Source organism: Thauera sp. K11 (genome assembly GCF_002354895.1).
In the GTDB taxonomy this organism is placed as follows: domain Bacteria; phylum Pseudomonadota; class Gammaproteobacteria; order Burkholderiales; family Rhodocyclaceae; genus Thauera; species Thauera sinica.
Map to the genome: position 1 here is coordinate 4,222,430 of NZ_CP023439.1, position 14,159 is coordinate 4,236,588.

Below are 14,159 nucleotides of genomic sequence, written 5' to 3' on the forward strand. Positions count from 1 at the left end.
TCTCCCCTCAAGCCAGTGCACCGATCGCCAGCGATTCGATGCCGCGAGCACGGTCGATCTTCTCGGCGATCTTGAAGGCCGCATCCAGCTCGCCGATGCCGTGCTGCTGCATCAACTGGAAGCGTTCCGCCTTCTCCTCGGGCTCGGTCTGAGCCAGCGCCAGGTAGAGGCTGGGAGGCACCGCACGGAACAGCACTTCCATGCTCTTGGAGAGAATCACGCCCTCAGTGAACTTGCCGGCCTCCTTGCGCGCGGAGAGCATCAGCGCCTTCTGCGCCGGGTTCAGCTCGCGGAAGCGCGCAATCTTCTCCACCTCGTCGGGCGGCATCGACAGGCAGATCCACCATTCGATCATGTTCAACATGGGCTCGGCCGCCTTCGGTAGGTCGTCGATGTTCTGCGTCGCCAGCCAGTACCAGGCGCCGAGCTTGCGCCACATCTTCGTGATCTTCACGACATAGGGCGCGAGCAGTGGGTTCTTGGTGATGATGTGGCCTTCATCCGTCACGTTGATGATCGGCCGGCCCAGGAACTGGTCGCGCTCGGCGATGTTGTTCACCGTGTTGATGAGGCTGATGTACGAGATCGAGAGCTGGGCGTTGTAGCCCTCGCGCGCGAACGTGGCGAGGTCCACGATGGTGATGTCGGCCTCGGGCCAGGGCGTGCCGGACCGGTCGAACATCTCGCCGTCCACGCCCTGGCAAAACATATCCATCGCGTCCGCCATCTCCAACAGCCGTGCGCGGCGCACCTCCGGCAGCGAGGTATCGCGGGCGCGCTCGCGCAGCGCGTCGCGCACGTCGCGCGTGAGCACCGTGCGCCGGTCGGCCACGCAAAGCTGGGCCGCATCGAGGATGCACTGGCGGATCAGGCTGCGGTCGGCGCGCGTCATGCGCGCTTCTTCCTTGTCCTCGCCGCCGGTGATCATCAGCCGCGCGGTGATCTCCAGCTCGCCGAGCACGTCGCGCTGCTCGTCCACCTCCTCGCTGCGGCTTACCGCCTGCGCGACAGGCTCCTGGTCCTCGTCCAGCGCATCGGCGTCCAGCGTCTGCACCTGGCTGGGCGTGTCGACCAATCGGTGGGCATCCGCGAACGGCGCGAGGCTGACGCCGGCGCCGGGAGCGAGCTTCACGCGATGCACCTTGAGGCCGAGCCGCGTGGCGAAGTCGCCGAACAGACCGAAGCTGTTGCCAGCCTCCACGATGAACAGCCTCGGCCGATAGATGGCCGTGACCTGGTTCAAGATGTTGTTGAGCGTTGCCGACTTGCCAGAGCCGGTCGGCCCGAACAGGAACAGGTGCGCGTTCATCTGGCGGTCGAGCCGGTTCAAGGGATCGAAGGTGATCGGCCCGCCGCCGCGGTTGAAGAACGTGATGCCCGGATGCCCCGTGCCCTGGCTGCGGCCCCACACCGGCGCAAGGTTCGCAGCGTGCTGCGCGAACATCAGTTGCGTGTACCACTGGCGCTTGTCCAGCGCCGGATCGAACACGCACGGGAGCCAGCGCAGGTAGCTGTTCAGCGGCGCCACCTCGTCTTCCTCGCGCACCGGCTGCAGGCCGGCGTTGAGCATGACGTTGATCAGTTGCAGGCCGCGGGCGTCGAGCTGCGCCAGGTCGCGCCCGCGCAGGTAGAAGGCGAGCGCGCCGCGGTACAGTTTGTGCGCGCTGCCGATCAGCCCGCGCGCTTCCTGCACGTCGCGGCGCGTCTGCTCCGAGGCCAGCGTCTCGCCGACCGACTTCTTGCTCAGGTGGTTCAGGTGAGCTTCGAGCACGTCCTGCGGCGCCGCGACGACCGTCAGGCACATCACCGTGTCCTCGGGCATCTGGTCGAACAGCGCATTGACCGCATCGCCGCCCTTGCGGGTTTCGCCGGTGACGTGGCCGGTCGCTGGCGGCATGCGCAGCCGGTCCATCACGATGACCCGGTGCGGCAGGCCATCGAACAGCCACGTACCGTTCGCCACGTCCGAGCGCGGCTGGCCGAAGAACAGGCGCTGTCCGAAGTCGTCACTGGCCAATTCGATCTCTCCGTCTTCGGCTTGCTCGGGATAGCGCGTGAGCGCATAGAAGCGCTCGCGGTCGTCGGCGCTGGGGCCGAGCAGCGTCGGATGCGGGTTGAACCAGCGCAGCAGCCAGTCGTGGATGTCGGCCGCCTCCATGCGCCGGGATTTCACGCCTGCGTTGGCGAGGCCGCCCACCAGCCGGTCGCAGATCGTCGTCAGCGCCTGCTCGGGCGACTGGCCGCGCCGCGATGCGGTCGCCGTGTTAGCACGCCGGTAGACCACCATGCGCACGCGCCGCACCTGGCCGCGCCACGGCAGGCGCGTCACGGTCGTGTCCTCGAACAGGCCCCCGGGCTTGGCGATGGCGCGCAGGTGGTGTGCGAAGAACCTCACGTAGAACTCTGTGAAGGTGCTGCCCTGCGCGCGCGGCCGCACGTAGTCGGCCAACCCGCGCAGGTAGTTGTCCCAGGTCGATTCGTCCTGGGCGTAGAGCTGCACCACCCAGGGGTTCTCGTCGAGTTCGTCGAAGGAGTCCTGCAGCGCGTTCTCCAACGCATCGCGCGCCTGCCACAGCCAGGCCATCTCGCGGCCCTCGGTGCCCACCGGCGCCAGCTCGAAGAAGCCAGCCACCGATTGGCCGTCTTCCAGCAGCATGCTCTTGGAATCCGGCAGGTACTCCACCCAAGGCAGCAGGTCGGCGAAGGACGGCGCCACGCCGTAGAGCGCTTGCAGGTCCGCCTCGGTGGCCGGTCGGCGCGGCCGGTCGTCCGCTGCGATGCCCGGCTCGGGGATGCCGTGCGACGCCATCATCGTGACATGCTGCGACCAGGCGTCATCGGCATCCAGGTCGGGACCAGCAGACGTCAGGGCCTTGCGCGGCCAGGGCAAGGGCCAGGCCATCAGTAGTCCTCCAGGCGTTCGCCGGGCATCGCGTACTGCACGCGCTGATACAGGGGAAAGACGGTGGTGTAGCCGGGCACCGGCACCGGATCGCTGCCGGCCAGGTGCGGAAACACGTACATCACCAGGTCGGGGTTCGGCAGCCGGTGGAACTGGCGGTAGATCTCGTTGGCCGCGGTGCGCGTGTAGGCTGCTGCGGCGGCAGGTGCTGCCTGCACGTCGGCCTCCGTCAGCGGCCGGCGCAGGCCCTGGCGTGCATCGAGCAGTTGCCGTGCAGCCTGTCCGCCACCCGCAGCGCCACCGGCGCTGCCGCCCGTCTCCTGGTTCCACACATCGAGCATGGTGTGATCGCCGTGCGGCAGCAGCTTGTCCTTGCTGGTGGCGCAGCCACCCAGCACCACGGCCGCGCACAGGATCGCGGCCGATTCAATCCAAATCCGACGCATGCTTGCCTCCGATGCGGTGATTGACCCGGCGCCCCTTGGCGTCGTAGTCGATGTTGAGCGGCTGCTCCAGGTGCACGGCGACCTTGGCGCCGGGGCGCACGTAGACCGCGGCGAAGGCCTGCCCATACAGCTTGTTGACCCAATCGGCCATGTCGCGCACGCCACCGGCCAGGATGCGGCCCATCGCCTCGTTGCCGCTGATGCCCACGGTGCCGAGCGAGCCGTTGCTGTTGGCGACCACGGCCACGCTGCCGTTGTCCGACTTGATGAGGGAGGCTGCGCCGGCACCGGCCGCGGTGATGAGGGCCTGCGAGCCCAGGTACTGCTGCGCGTTGCTGCGCCGTTCGCCGCTGACGCAGGGGATGCCGTAAGGATCGCTGATCCAGCCCAGGCCGCCGTGCGTGATGCTGTTCGCGTTGCCGCCCGAGCCACCGCCGCCATTCTGGTTGCGGTTGCCGTCCTCCGGAATGGTGCGCACCGTGCCGTCGTTGAAGACGAACGTGACAGAGCGAATCTGTCCGCGCACGCAGGAAAGTGTCCAGTCGCCCGAGGCCGTGCCGCTGACCACCGCGCCCGCCACGTCGGGGATGTCGATGCCGTTGGCGGTCAGGTTGTCCGGGCCGATCAGCACCTTGAACGGGTACGGGTCGTTGACCGTGCCGTCGATCGGCACGCGGCCGATCAGCGCGGTCATCGCGATCGAGCCCATCAGCGTCGAGTTCGACGGCACCGTGTAGACCGGCTTGGCCGACGCGCCCACCGCGCGGCTGCCGGCGTCCGCCACGGTGCTGGCCACGTTGTCGGCCGTGTCGGAAAGCGTCTTCTGCGCCGGCCCGAAGCTGGTCGGGAAGTTCAGGGCGCCGCCGCTGCCGTTCTTCGCCGAGGGCTTCGCGTCGTCCGGTTCCACCCAGCGCGTGCCGCTGGCGCTGCGCGCGGCGCCGCCCTGGGTGCCGCCGAAGCCCTTGCCGTCGCCATCCTCCAGGCCCAGCCCCACCGGCAGGTCGGCCTGGCCGCCCTTGCCGGAAAGCCCATCCAGGCGCCGCTGCAGGTCTTGCAACAGGCCCTGGGTCTGCTGGCGGTCGCCGGCCAACTGCTCGCGGTCCTGCTGCAGGCGGCCGCGCTCGCCTTCGAGCGCGGACTGGATGCGCTGGTCGATGGCGCTCTCCCGCGCGCGCATGCGCTCGTTCTCGCTCTTCTGGTTCTTGTTGTCGTTGAGCGCCGTCTGCAGCTCATTGCGCAACTGCTTGACCTGGGCCACCAGCGTCGCGACGGTATCGCGCGGCGTGTCGCCCTCGATGCCCAGCGCCTTCATCTCTTCGGGCGTGAGTGGGTTGGCGCTGCCGGCCGGAACGGGCTTGGCGCCGCGATCCCCGGAGAACATCTTGATGCCGACGAACAGCAGCACCAGCGCCATCGGGATCAGCAGCCACTTCAGGAGGGGATTACTTTTCATGGCGGGCACCTCCTTCGGCCTGGCCGGCCGCCGCAGCCGGCGGCAGGTTCACCGTCGCGTCGATCGGTGAGAGCTTGGGCAGCAGCGACTCGGCCAGGCCGTGGCCACGGGTAACGAGGTAGACCACCGTGGTGTCGGCGGCGCGGCCGGCCGGCGCCAGGTTCGGGTGCTGGAAGGTCGCGGCGAGAAAGTCGCCCTGCAGCGCGCGGGGATCGAGGTCGAGCCAGCGCCCGGAGGCGTTGGTGAGCTTCACCGCCGTCACCCACTGGTCTTCGAGCCGCCAGGCGGCCAGCGCCTGCGCACGCACCGGCAGCGTCGGCACCAAGGTGGACAGCTCCAGGCCGCGCCGCAGGTTGACGCGGCCGATGCCAGGCACGGGCTCCACGGTGCGCAGCGGCGCATAGAGGTTCTGCGCCGCATAGCGCGTGAGCACGACCGCCACCGGCGTAGCGCGCTTCGCAGCAGGTGCCGTGCGTTCAGCATCGTCGTCCGCCGTCGCCCCAGGCCTGGCCGGCTCGCCGTAGCGCGTGGCCGGCACGTCGCCTTCCACGATGCGCACGGGTTCGAGCGCGGGTTGGCCCGCCTTCGCCGGCTCGGCCGCGATGTCCAGCAGGATCAGCGCGCCCGATTCCACGTCCTGCAATTGCAGCCGCGTGGGCGGGATCGGCGCATTGGCGCGCAGGTAGATCGCGCCCCCGGCGCTCTGCACGCGCAACTGTTCGCCAACGGTGGGTGGAACGCCGATGCGCACGTTGCGCTCGACGAACACCACGCGCTCCTGGGCGACGACGAGCGGCACCGCCAGCGGCAGGCGCTCCCAGCGCAGGATTTCGACGGCATGGACTGCAGGCACGAAAGCCAGGCACAGCAGCAGGCCGGCCAGGGCCGCCGCAGATGAACGCTTCACGAGGGACTTCATGGGGTGTCTCCCTGCAGGTTGGAGCCAGCGCTCGCGGCCCGGCCGGGCGGCGCCGCAGGCGGCGGGGTTTCGATGCGCTCCGGCGCGCGCGCATGGCAGTCCAGCGCCAGGCCAAAGGGGTTGCGCTCGGGGTCCACGTCCATGCGCACGACCTTGAGCGCGTAGCGCACGAGCGCGCGCTTGACCTGCTCGGCACCCAGGTACTCGTCGGCGCTCACGTCGAGCGTGACGATCCAGTTGTTGGCCGACACAGTGCGCACGCGCATGGCCGAGTCGTCGCCGTAACCGCGACCCGGAATCTCGTAGATGCCGCGCACGCGCTGACGCAACTCGCCATTGCTGCGCCGGAATTCGTAGTCTTGTTGCAGGAAGGCGCGGCAGCTCGGCGTGAAGTACGCCGACAGCGCATGCAGGTTGCGCGGGTAGTCCTGCTCGCCGTTGGTCGGCCAACGTTGGGCTTGCTGCCAGATGTAGAAGGTGAAGGCGTAGACGCTCTCGGGCGGAACGTCCCACCACTTGCGCGTGCTGCCCGAGCGCAGGTCGGGCGGCACGTGGATGGTCAGGCTCTTGGGCGCGCTCCACCAGCCGAAGCCAAGCAGCAGCGCTACGATGAAAAGCGCAGCGCCGGCCAGGCGCAAGGTCTTCACGTGCGCCTGCAGGTGCGCGACCTCGTTCTTGAATCGGCTCATGGTCTACCTCGACGCAGGGACGGGTCAGGCCGCAGGCGCCGCGTGGACCACCAGCCCGAACGGGTGATGAGCTGGCTCCCGCCCGTATGCGCGGTCAGCACGGGGTAGCACAGCGCGAGGCGCCACTGGAGCTGGCGGTACAGCCAGGTGTCGGGCCGGCCGCGTTTCCACCGCCGCAGCAGGCCGCCGCCCACGAAGACGCCGATGCCGATGCCGGCGACGATCAGCGTGGGCACCATCGCGATGCTGTGCGTCAGCCAGGCCAGCGGCACGCCGACCACGAGGCCGGCCGTGCCGGACAGGCCGGCGCAGACCCACAGCTCGTCGGCCGTGAGCCCACGCACGACCACCGGATGGCGGTTGAGGCGGTGCGGCAGGAAGGTCACGAGCCCGTCGCGCGACGGACTCTCCAGGGAGCCGGCCATCGTTGCCGGGCCTTACAGGACGCCGGTGGCCTTGGTCAGCAGCCAGATGCCGACGACCAGCAGGATCGCGCCCACCGCTACGGTCAAGCCGAACTGGCCCCAGGTCGCGCGGCCGGTGTGGATTTCGGCGTAGCGCGTGTAGGCGTGGTAGCAGACGCCGACGAACATCGAAGCGACCACGAGCAACGCCACCAGCAGCACGATGTCATAGCCGTAGTTCTGCAGCGTCTGCATGATGCCGCTGCCAGTGCCGCGCGACGGGTCTTCCAGTGTGGGAAGGTCGGCGAACGACGGCAGCGGCGTGGCGGCGATGCCCAGCGGGATCAGCAGCGCAGCGAGGCGCGCGGCGGGCCGCGACGTGGGGCGGCGAGAAGTAGCGGGAGCGTTCATGGCGAAGTACCTTTCATGGGGTCAGGACAGGAGGAAAAAGCCCAGCACCAGGTACATCGCGACGAAGCGCACGATGACGCCGAGGAACTGGCGTTGGGTCAGGTGGTGTTCGGCCCAGCCGACATAGGCGGTGCGCATCGCCCACACGCCCCACAGCAGCAGGACGGCGAAGACGAAACCGAGCACGACGGTGGAGACGGCCCCGGGCGCGAAACCGCCATTGGCCGTGAAGGCGGCGACCTGATCGGCGGAAGGCGTCATGGCGACGGCGCCTCCTTGGCAGGCGTCGCGGTGGTTGCATTGCTGCGCGTGTAGTCGCCGGCCAGCAGCGGCACAGGATCGCGCGGCTGGGCGCGTTGCGGAACGAGGTAGTCGTGCACGCCGGTGCGCACGCGCTCCAGATCAGCACGCAGCCGCGCGTAGTCAAAGTGGTAGCGGGTGCGCTCCTGCGGCGCGGTGGCGGCGGCTCGCTCGGCGAGGCGGTCCAGTAGGTCGAGCTGGCGCGTCACCGCGGCGAGCATCTCGCGCTCCGCGGCGTTGTCGGAGGCATCGGCGGCGATGGCGGGCTGCAATCCGGCAGCGGCAAGCAGAAGCGCGACAAGACGCACGGTCCAGGGTGCCGCGACGGCAAAGCGCCGAACCTGCGCGGGATTGCGAGTGGTTTCCATCGAGCCGTTCTCCGAGGGATGCGGATGGCTTGATGCTCAAACGGCCGGTCTTCCGGTGCCGCAATCAATCGGAACCGGCCCGCCACCGCTTTCCGCGACGGCGGCCGATGCGGCTACAGGTACTTCTTGAACGTCGCCGACGCGATGCAGACCGCGACGCCGAGCAGCGCGGCGCTTGGCAGCAGGATCAGCAGCGGATGCACGCTGACCGGCAGCGCCAGGTACGTGACCCAGGGCAGCACCGCCAGCGGCATCAGGCTGGCCCTCGCCCGGTGGTAGACGAAGCCCGATTCGCGCCCGGCGCCGAAGCCGCGCACGTCACGGCGCACCAGGCCATCCACCAGGCCGGTGAAGGCCGCCATCAGGAACAGCGGCAAGGTCAGGATCAGTACCAGCAGCCGCACGAGGAACACCAGCACCGTGTAGGCCGAGGCGATGACGTAGCTCTCGACATGCGCGTAGAGCTGCCCGATGTAGTAGCGGAAGTCCTGCGCCTGGCTCTTGGCACCGGCGCGTGATTGCGCCGCGGCGTCGCGTATCCAGTCCAGCAGGCCCGTCTTCACGAACAAGCCCTGGTAGGCCCACTCGACAAGCTGGCGCGCACTACGCCCCGGCTCCTGCACCAGCACGCTTTGCGTGAAATGCTCCGAGAGCTGCGACAGTTCGTAGTTCAACATGCCCTGCGCATGGCGCCAGCCCTGCTCGGGCCAGAGGAAGTGCATGCCGATGCACTCGATCACGATGCACAGCAGCAGCGAGCCGATCAACACACCGAACAGCCGGAACGGCAGCGTCACCAGCCCCGCGATCAGGCCCTGCTGGCGAATCTGTTGGCGCTGGACGGCGACGGCGGGATCGCTCATGCCGTGGCCTCTTCATCCGCGCTCGCCATCTGCTTGAAGTCGGCGAGCAGATCGTCGGGCAGTGCCTGGTCCTGCAGACCGGGAAGCCCCTTGTTGTCCCACCAGTCGCCGGCCTCGACGTAGTGCCGCCGCATATAGCCGGCCAGCTCCTGCAGATCCTTGGGCATGGCCTCGTCGGGATCGGGTGCCGGCAAGGGCATGCGCACCTTCCACAGGTGCCCGCCCTCGATCAGCGCGAAGCATTGGCCCTTGGGCAGGCCGACCACGTGCGCTGGTTCGATCAATGGCACGCTGTTGCTGCTGATGCGGTCCTGCGTGTTCGACGTGAACGCGGTGTTGCCGGTCGGGTCGGAGCTGTCGGTGGCGCCGCTCATCACCGTCGTCGTGTAGACCTCGACCTTGGGCAGTTGGCGCGTCAGCAGTTCGGCCGTGGCGGTCTCGCGCACGCGCAGCATGAACAGGTTGTTGAAGTTGCCGACGACCTGACCCGCCTTCGCGCGGTTGCCGATGCGCGCCTCGATGTCCGAGAGGGTCTGCGTGTAGGCCGTGACCTGCACGCCGGCACCGCCACCCTTGTTGACCATCGGAATAAACTCATCGCCCATGAGTTCGTTGAACTCGTCGGCGTGCACGTTGATCGGCACCTTCACGCCCGTCGCGGCACCCGGCAGGCCGTCGTCGATGCCGAACTTGTAGATGTGGCCGGCGACCGAGACGAGATCGCTGAACATCGAGTTGCCGACTGCCGCCGCGACTTCCGCGTCCGACAGCGCATCGAGGCCGACGTAGACCACGGCCCGCTTTCGGATGATCTGCATCCAGTCGAAGATCGGCCGCGGGTCGGAGAGGTCCGAATAGTTCGGCGCCAGCAACTGGGCGATCTTGCCGGTGGTCAATTTCTCCAGCAGAGGCAACAGCGACGCGACGATCTTGTCGAAGTACGTCCGGTCGTAGCGCACCGCGCTGCGCAGGCCGTCGAGCACCGGGTCGTAGATGCGCACCTGCGAGAGGTACTGTTCCAGCGCGACGACGCGCTTCTCGCGGCCGATCATGTTGCGCGGGATGTTCTTGTCGTTCAGCTTGGCTTCGAGCTGGACGATGACCTCCCAGGCCTTGGGCTCGTTCCGGGCGAAGTAGTGCTGGGCGTACTCGATGAACAGCGCATCGATGTTGATGACATGGCGCTGGATCAGCAGGTAGTCGGGCCGCTGCCCCAGCTCGACCAAGGCCCGCGCGATGATGTTGACGAAGCGCCAGGCGAACTCGCGGAACGCCGCGCTGTTGCCTTCACCGGAAAGCTGGCCCGCGATGCGCGTGGCGACTTCCGAGATGCGTCCGAAGCGGCCCACCGCGTTGTAGCGCGCGGAGATGTCCGGCCAGCCCAGGTGAAAGACATAGAACTCGCCTTCGCGCCCGGCGCGCTTGGCTTCCACGTACATGCGCTTGAGCAAGTCGGCATCGCCCTTCGGGTCGAAGACGATCACGACCTCGTGCTGTCCGTTGACCTTGCGCCGGATGTCCTGGGTGATGAACAGCTCGGCCAGGCGGGTCTTGCCGACGCGGGTCGTACCTAACACCAGGCTGTGGCTGACGCGCTCGGCCAATGGCAGCGTGACGTCGACCTCGTGCGGTTCGATACCGTGCAGCCGCGGCATACCGCCCACCGGCGGCAGCGGACGCGCCGGGTTGAGCGGGTTGTCCCAGGCCAGGGCCTTCGCCATCTTCGACAGCGGGTACGGCGCGAACTCCAGGCGCTCTTCCATGCGCCGCGCCATCCGGTAGATCGTCGTCGGCTCGACGTAGCGGCGGAACTCCGGCCGGTAGGTCTGCATGAGCCGGTGCGTGTGTCGCTGATCCCAGCGGAAGCCCCGGCCGACAAACAACCGCTGCTGGCTCACCGGCACGTCGCGGCTGGTCATCACGTAGCGCGGCAGGCGGCGGATGTTGCGCCGGTAGCGCAGGATGGCCCAAGCATCGTGAAAACGCAGCGTGCCGAAGGTGAGGAAAGCGAGCGCGCTGCCCAGGCCGAGCAAGGGGCTCAGCGCGAGCGACCACGGGGCCACCAGGCACAGAAGCGCGGCGCCCGCACAGACCGCGACGGTGTATAGCTCCACCGCTGGCCGCAGCAAGACTTCGACGGCTTGGGACTGGGCCATGGCGGGTGCTTCACGTCACGTCAGGGCTCGATGCCGGAGGCGGTGATCAGCACCGGGTAGTGCTTGAGCCCCAAGCGCTGCGCCAGCTCGTCGCCCGAGGCCGGCGAGAGCATCAAGCCCGGTACCAGGCGGCGCAGTGCGGCCAGGGCTTCGGGCGTCGCAACGTTGACCACCAGGCCCACGGCGCGCAGCGCCTGCAAGTCCTTGCCCCGCTGTTTGAGCCAGGCGCGCGAGCGGTCGTCGTCGCCGACCAGGAACAGCGGCGTCAGGCCCGGTGCGCGGATCACGCGGCGCGGCTCGTCGCCGGGTGTTAGCCGCATCGAGCGCACCGGCAGCATGGCCGCCTCGGCTTCGGCCGGGCCGCCAATGCGCGGCTTGGATTGCGGCGTGGCTGGCTGACCGGGCTGCGCATCCTGCGGGTTCAAGGCGCGGTAGTACGGCAGCACCGAGGTGCCGCCCTTGTCCTCGACCACGATCAGCGGCGGGGAGCTGTTCTTGCTGAGAGGGCCGCGGTCCTGCGCGTCGGCGGTGGTGGCCAGCAGCGCCGCAGTCGCGGCAACGAGGATGCGGTTCATGGCATGGGGCTCCGGGCAGAGGGAAGTGAGGCGCCCGGCCCGAGCACGCGGGTCAGGTGCTGGTGGACGCTGCGGCGGTAGCGGGCGGCGGGCTCGCCGCCCGCGGGGCGGTGGTAGCGGCCAATGGCGACCAGCCAGTCCTCGCCCGGCGTGTGCTGCTCCTGCAGGATTTCCGCGGCGATGGCGAGGTTGCGGTATGGGTCCAGCAGCTCGCAGGGATGCGCGTAGCGGTGCGCGTGGTAGCCGAGGTTGACCTGGCCGAGGCCGGCGTCGATGCGGTTGGCCGGCGTGCGGGCGAGCGCCCGGCGGATGCCTGCGCAGGCCTCGGCCCGCGTGGCGTAGCGTTCGGCGCGGCCGGCGACGTTGAGCGTCCACGGCCACGGGATCAACCGGCCGCGCAGCCGGGCGCCGCTCTCCTGCAGCGCCACCGCATACAGCACCGGCGACGGCACGCCCGCCTGCTGAGCGGCGAGCTGGTAGGCGGGTGGCGGCACCTCCTGGCCGAAGACGATGGCGGCATGGGCGCAAAGGCCGAGGACCAAGGCCGCGCAGCCTGCACGGCGGGTTACTGCCGCTGCCATTGGCCGTTGACCTCGCGCACCACAGCGGGCAGATCGCCGGGCAGGCCGAGCGACAGCCAGCGCCCGGCGTCATGGTTGAGCGTGATGGTGCGGGAGCGCACGCGGCCGGCGTCGATGCCGGCCTGCGTCGCCCACTGGCGGATGCGGGCGTCCTCCTGGCGGCTGCCGACCATGTAGAGGTCGAAGGCGGTGCCGGCCGCCTGCAACTGGCGCACGCGCTGCTCGCACGGCGGGCACTCGGCCTTCACGAAAACCGCCAGCCGGCCCGAGCCCCGGTTGCCGGCGCCCGGCACCTTCGCGCCGGGCATGTTCACGCGCTGCTGTCCCGGATAGAGCCGCTTCCACGCCGCGTCGTAGGCCCGCTGGTACGCCAGCGTCTTGCCCACGCGCTTCGATTCCGCCTGCACCTGCAGCTCTGCATAGCGGTTGCGTTCCTCGTCGCTGCGCGCCTCGATGCCCAGCGCCGTCAGCGGATCGAGGTTCGGGGAATAGATGCCCAGCGGCCCCTGCATCAGTTGGCGGTAGCGCGCCCACTCCTCGGGGCGCAGGCCCCAATCGCGTGCCAGGCGCTCGTCCAGCGCAGCGTCGCTGCTGTTCTGCACCTGGGCGGGAACGGTGCGAGAGGACGCGACCGGCGCCGACTGCGCCGAGGCCGTGCCTGCGACAGCGGCGAGGATGGCGGCGAAGCAGATCGCGGCGTGCTTCATGGCCGGCTCCTATGGCAGCGCAAGGCGCTGGGTCTGGCCGTCCACGCGGAATACGGCGGCGCGCGCCTCGATCGCCAGCAGATGCCACGCGCCTACGGCATCGCCTTCGCGCAGCAGCCACACGTCCAGCACCGACGAGGCCTTGGGCGCCGCCACCGACAGGAAGCGCTCGCCGCCGCGCAGCTCCACGCCCACGACGTTGAACGGCGGTTCGGGCACCTTGGGATTGGCCGGCTCGGCGGTGCGCCGGGGTGCCGCGGCAGGCGCGGCGGTTCGCTTCATGCGCGCTTCGAGGTCGCCCATGCGCGCCTGCAGCGCCTGCAAGTCGCCGGTATGGGCGTCTGCGGCCTGGGCCTGCTCGACCTGCGTCAGGCGCTCGTCCAGCGCCTTGTGCGCGGCCTCGAAGTCGGGCTGGGTGACAGGCTTGGGCTGGTTCTTCGAGGCCGCCGCCTGCTGTTCGAGTTCGGCGACGCGCGTGTTGAGCGCCTGCACGTGCGCATCCTGGGCGCTGGCCTGGCTCTGCTCGCTCAGGCGCGACAGGCCCACGCTGCTGACGACCGCGAGGATGCTCACGAGCAGCAGCCACGCGGTCGCTGCGATGTTCAACCAGCGCGCGCGGCCGGCGTTCTCGTCGGGAAGCTGCGGGATGGTCATGGCTGGGCCTCCTGGGGCACGTGGGGTTCGGCGGCCGGCGCGCTCGATGCGGCAGCCGCAGGAATGGGGCTGGCGCCCGGCGCACGCGCAGTCGTCAGGCGCGCGAAGCACACCGCGCGCGCAGCGTCATCGACGGACAGATCCCAGGCCGGACCGGCCAGCGCCAGCAGGGCATCGCGCAGCGGCAGTGGCCCGAGCCGCAGGTGCGCCGCCGGCAGCGGCAGCGTGAACAGCGAAGCGGCGTCCGGCGCATCGCAAAGGCGGTAGCCGGTGCGCAGCAGCACGTGCCGCAGGGCATCGCCGACGCTCGCGTCCAAGGTCGGCGGAATCGAAATCTCGATCACCTGCCGCAGCAGGTCGCGCTGCGCCGGTTCCGGCACCATCTCGACCAGCGTGTAGCGCCCATAACGGGCCACCGGGATCAGGCTCGGCTCGGGCTCCGGGGCGATGGTCCTGACCAACACCGCAGGCTCGGGAATCGAGTCAGGGGCAGTCGGGGTGCTCGCCGTGCCCGTGGCGGCGCAGCCGGTGATGAGCACGCAGCCAACCAGCAAGGCAGGCGCAGCCAGGCGATGAACGACGCAGGTGAGTGGTTGCATGGGGCAGTTCCCTGGAACACGGAGCCCTCACCATCGCCGCCGCAGGGCGTTGGGGCAGCAAACAAAGGGAACTGGCATGCGCCCGACTTCATGGCCTGCCGTCGATGTGCAGAACAAAAAAGAAGCCGGCGC

16 protein-coding genes are annotated in these 14,159 nt (G+C 69.3%); all 16 read right to left on the reverse strand.

The annotated features are described in order from the left end of the window. Nucleotides 1-7: 7 nt before the first annotated feature. The 16 genes from CCZ27_RS18470 to pilL2 all read right to left on the reverse strand — a co-directional run bounded on the left by CCZ27_RS18470 (nucleotide 8) and on the right by pilL2 (nucleotide 14,027). Nucleotides 8-2,902 (reverse strand): conjugative transfer ATPase, encoded by a 2,895-nt coding sequence (locus CCZ27_RS18470; RefSeq protein ID WP_096450676.1) that lies wholly within the window; start codon nucleotides 2,900-2,902, stop codon nucleotides 8-10. Beyond that, the gene (locus CCZ27_RS18475; RefSeq protein WP_096450678.1) at nucleotides 2,902-3,348 is read right to left on the reverse strand and encodes a TIGR03751 family conjugal transfer lipoprotein; all 447 of its coding nucleotides are present in this window, start codon (nucleotides 3,346-3,348) and stop codon (nucleotides 2,902-2,904) included. The genes CCZ27_RS18470 and CCZ27_RS18475 overlap by 1 nt, the downstream gene beginning before the upstream one ends. After that, the gene (locus CCZ27_RS18480) at nucleotides 3,329-4,801 is read right to left on the reverse strand and encodes a TIGR03752 family integrating conjugative element protein (RefSeq protein ID WP_096450680.1); all 1,473 of its coding nucleotides are present in this window, start codon (nucleotides 4,799-4,801) and stop codon (nucleotides 3,329-3,331) included. The genes CCZ27_RS18475 and CCZ27_RS18480 overlap by 20 nt, the downstream gene beginning before the upstream one ends. Continuing rightward, on the reverse strand, nucleotides 4,791-5,720 hold the full coding sequence (locus CCZ27_RS18485) for a TIGR03749 family integrating conjugative element protein (RefSeq protein WP_267966273.1): 930 nt from the start codon (nucleotides 5,718-5,720) through the stop codon (nucleotides 4,791-4,793). The genes CCZ27_RS18480 and CCZ27_RS18485 overlap by 11 nt, the downstream gene beginning before the upstream one ends. Beyond that, the gene (locus CCZ27_RS18490; RefSeq protein ID WP_096450682.1) at nucleotides 5,717-6,409 is read right to left on the reverse strand and encodes a PFL_4703 family integrating conjugative element protein; all 693 of its coding nucleotides are present in this window, start codon (nucleotides 6,407-6,409) and stop codon (nucleotides 5,717-5,719) included. The genes CCZ27_RS18485 and CCZ27_RS18490 overlap by 4 nt, the downstream gene beginning before the upstream one ends. Continuing rightward, nucleotides 6,406-6,834: a TIGR03750 family conjugal transfer protein gene (locus CCZ27_RS18495; RefSeq protein WP_096450684.1), complete on the reverse strand. Its 429-nt coding sequence runs from the start codon at nucleotides 6,832-6,834 to the stop codon at nucleotides 6,406-6,408. The genes CCZ27_RS18490 and CCZ27_RS18495 overlap by 4 nt, the downstream gene beginning before the upstream one ends. A gap of 12 nt (nucleotides 6,835-6,846) precedes the next feature. Then, on the reverse strand, nucleotides 6,847-7,224 hold the full coding sequence (locus CCZ27_RS18500; RefSeq protein WP_096450686.1) for a TIGR03745 family integrating conjugative element membrane protein: 378 nt from the start codon (nucleotides 7,222-7,224) through the stop codon (nucleotides 6,847-6,849). A gap of 21 nt (nucleotides 7,225-7,245) precedes the next feature. Further along, nucleotides 7,246-7,485 (reverse strand): TIGR03758 family integrating conjugative element protein, encoded by a 240-nt coding sequence (locus CCZ27_RS18505; protein ID WP_096450688.1) that lies wholly within the window; start codon nucleotides 7,483-7,485, stop codon nucleotides 7,246-7,248. After that, on the reverse strand, nucleotides 7,482-7,892 hold the full coding sequence (locus CCZ27_RS18510; protein WP_096450690.1) for an integrative conjugative element protein, RAQPRD family: 411 nt from the start codon (nucleotides 7,890-7,892) through the stop codon (nucleotides 7,482-7,484). Before CCZ27_RS18510 ends, CCZ27_RS18505 begins: the two co-directional genes overlap by 4 nt. Nucleotides 7,893-8,005: 113 nt before the next feature. Then, nucleotides 8,006-8,755, reverse strand: coding sequence for a TIGR03747 family integrating conjugative element membrane protein (locus tag CCZ27_RS18515; RefSeq protein WP_096450692.1), 750 nt, complete (start codon nucleotides 8,753-8,755; stop codon nucleotides 8,006-8,008). Further along, nucleotides 8,752-10,911, reverse strand: a complete 2,160-nt coding sequence (gene traD / locus CCZ27_RS18520; RefSeq protein WP_096450694.1) for a type IV conjugative transfer system coupling protein TraD — start codon at nucleotides 10,909-10,911, stop codon at nucleotides 8,752-8,754. The genes CCZ27_RS18515 and traD overlap by 4 nt, the downstream gene beginning before the upstream one ends. 20 nt (nucleotides 10,912-10,931) lie before the next feature. After that, a complete protein-coding gene (locus tag CCZ27_RS18525; RefSeq protein ID WP_096450696.1) occupies nucleotides 10,932-11,486 on the reverse strand; it encodes an integrating conjugative element protein in 555 nt (184 codons plus the stop codon). Next, the gene (locus CCZ27_RS18530) at nucleotides 11,483-12,028 is read right to left on the reverse strand and encodes a lysozyme family protein (protein ID WP_503660835.1); all 546 of its coding nucleotides are present in this window, start codon (nucleotides 12,026-12,028) and stop codon (nucleotides 11,483-11,485) included. The genes CCZ27_RS18525 and CCZ27_RS18530 overlap by 4 nt, the downstream gene beginning before the upstream one ends. 23 nt (nucleotides 12,029-12,051) lie before the next feature. Beyond that, the gene (locus CCZ27_RS18535; RefSeq protein WP_096450700.1) at nucleotides 12,052-12,774 is read right to left on the reverse strand and encodes a TIGR03759 family integrating conjugative element protein; all 723 of its coding nucleotides are present in this window, start codon (nucleotides 12,772-12,774) and stop codon (nucleotides 12,052-12,054) included. Nucleotides 12,775-12,783: 9 nt separating this feature from the next. Then, complete coding sequence (locus tag CCZ27_RS18540; RefSeq protein ID WP_096450702.1) at nucleotides 12,784-13,428, reverse strand: hypothetical protein; 645 nt, start codon at nucleotides 13,426-13,428, stop codon at nucleotides 12,784-12,786. After that, on the reverse strand, nucleotides 13,425-14,027 hold the full coding sequence (pilL2, locus tag CCZ27_RS18545; RefSeq protein WP_096450704.1) for a PFGI-1 class ICE element type IV pilus protein PilL2: 603 nt from the start codon (nucleotides 14,025-14,027) through the stop codon (nucleotides 13,425-13,427). Before pilL2 ends, CCZ27_RS18540 begins: the two co-directional genes overlap by 4 nt. Nucleotides 14,028-14,159: the final 132 nt, after the last annotated feature.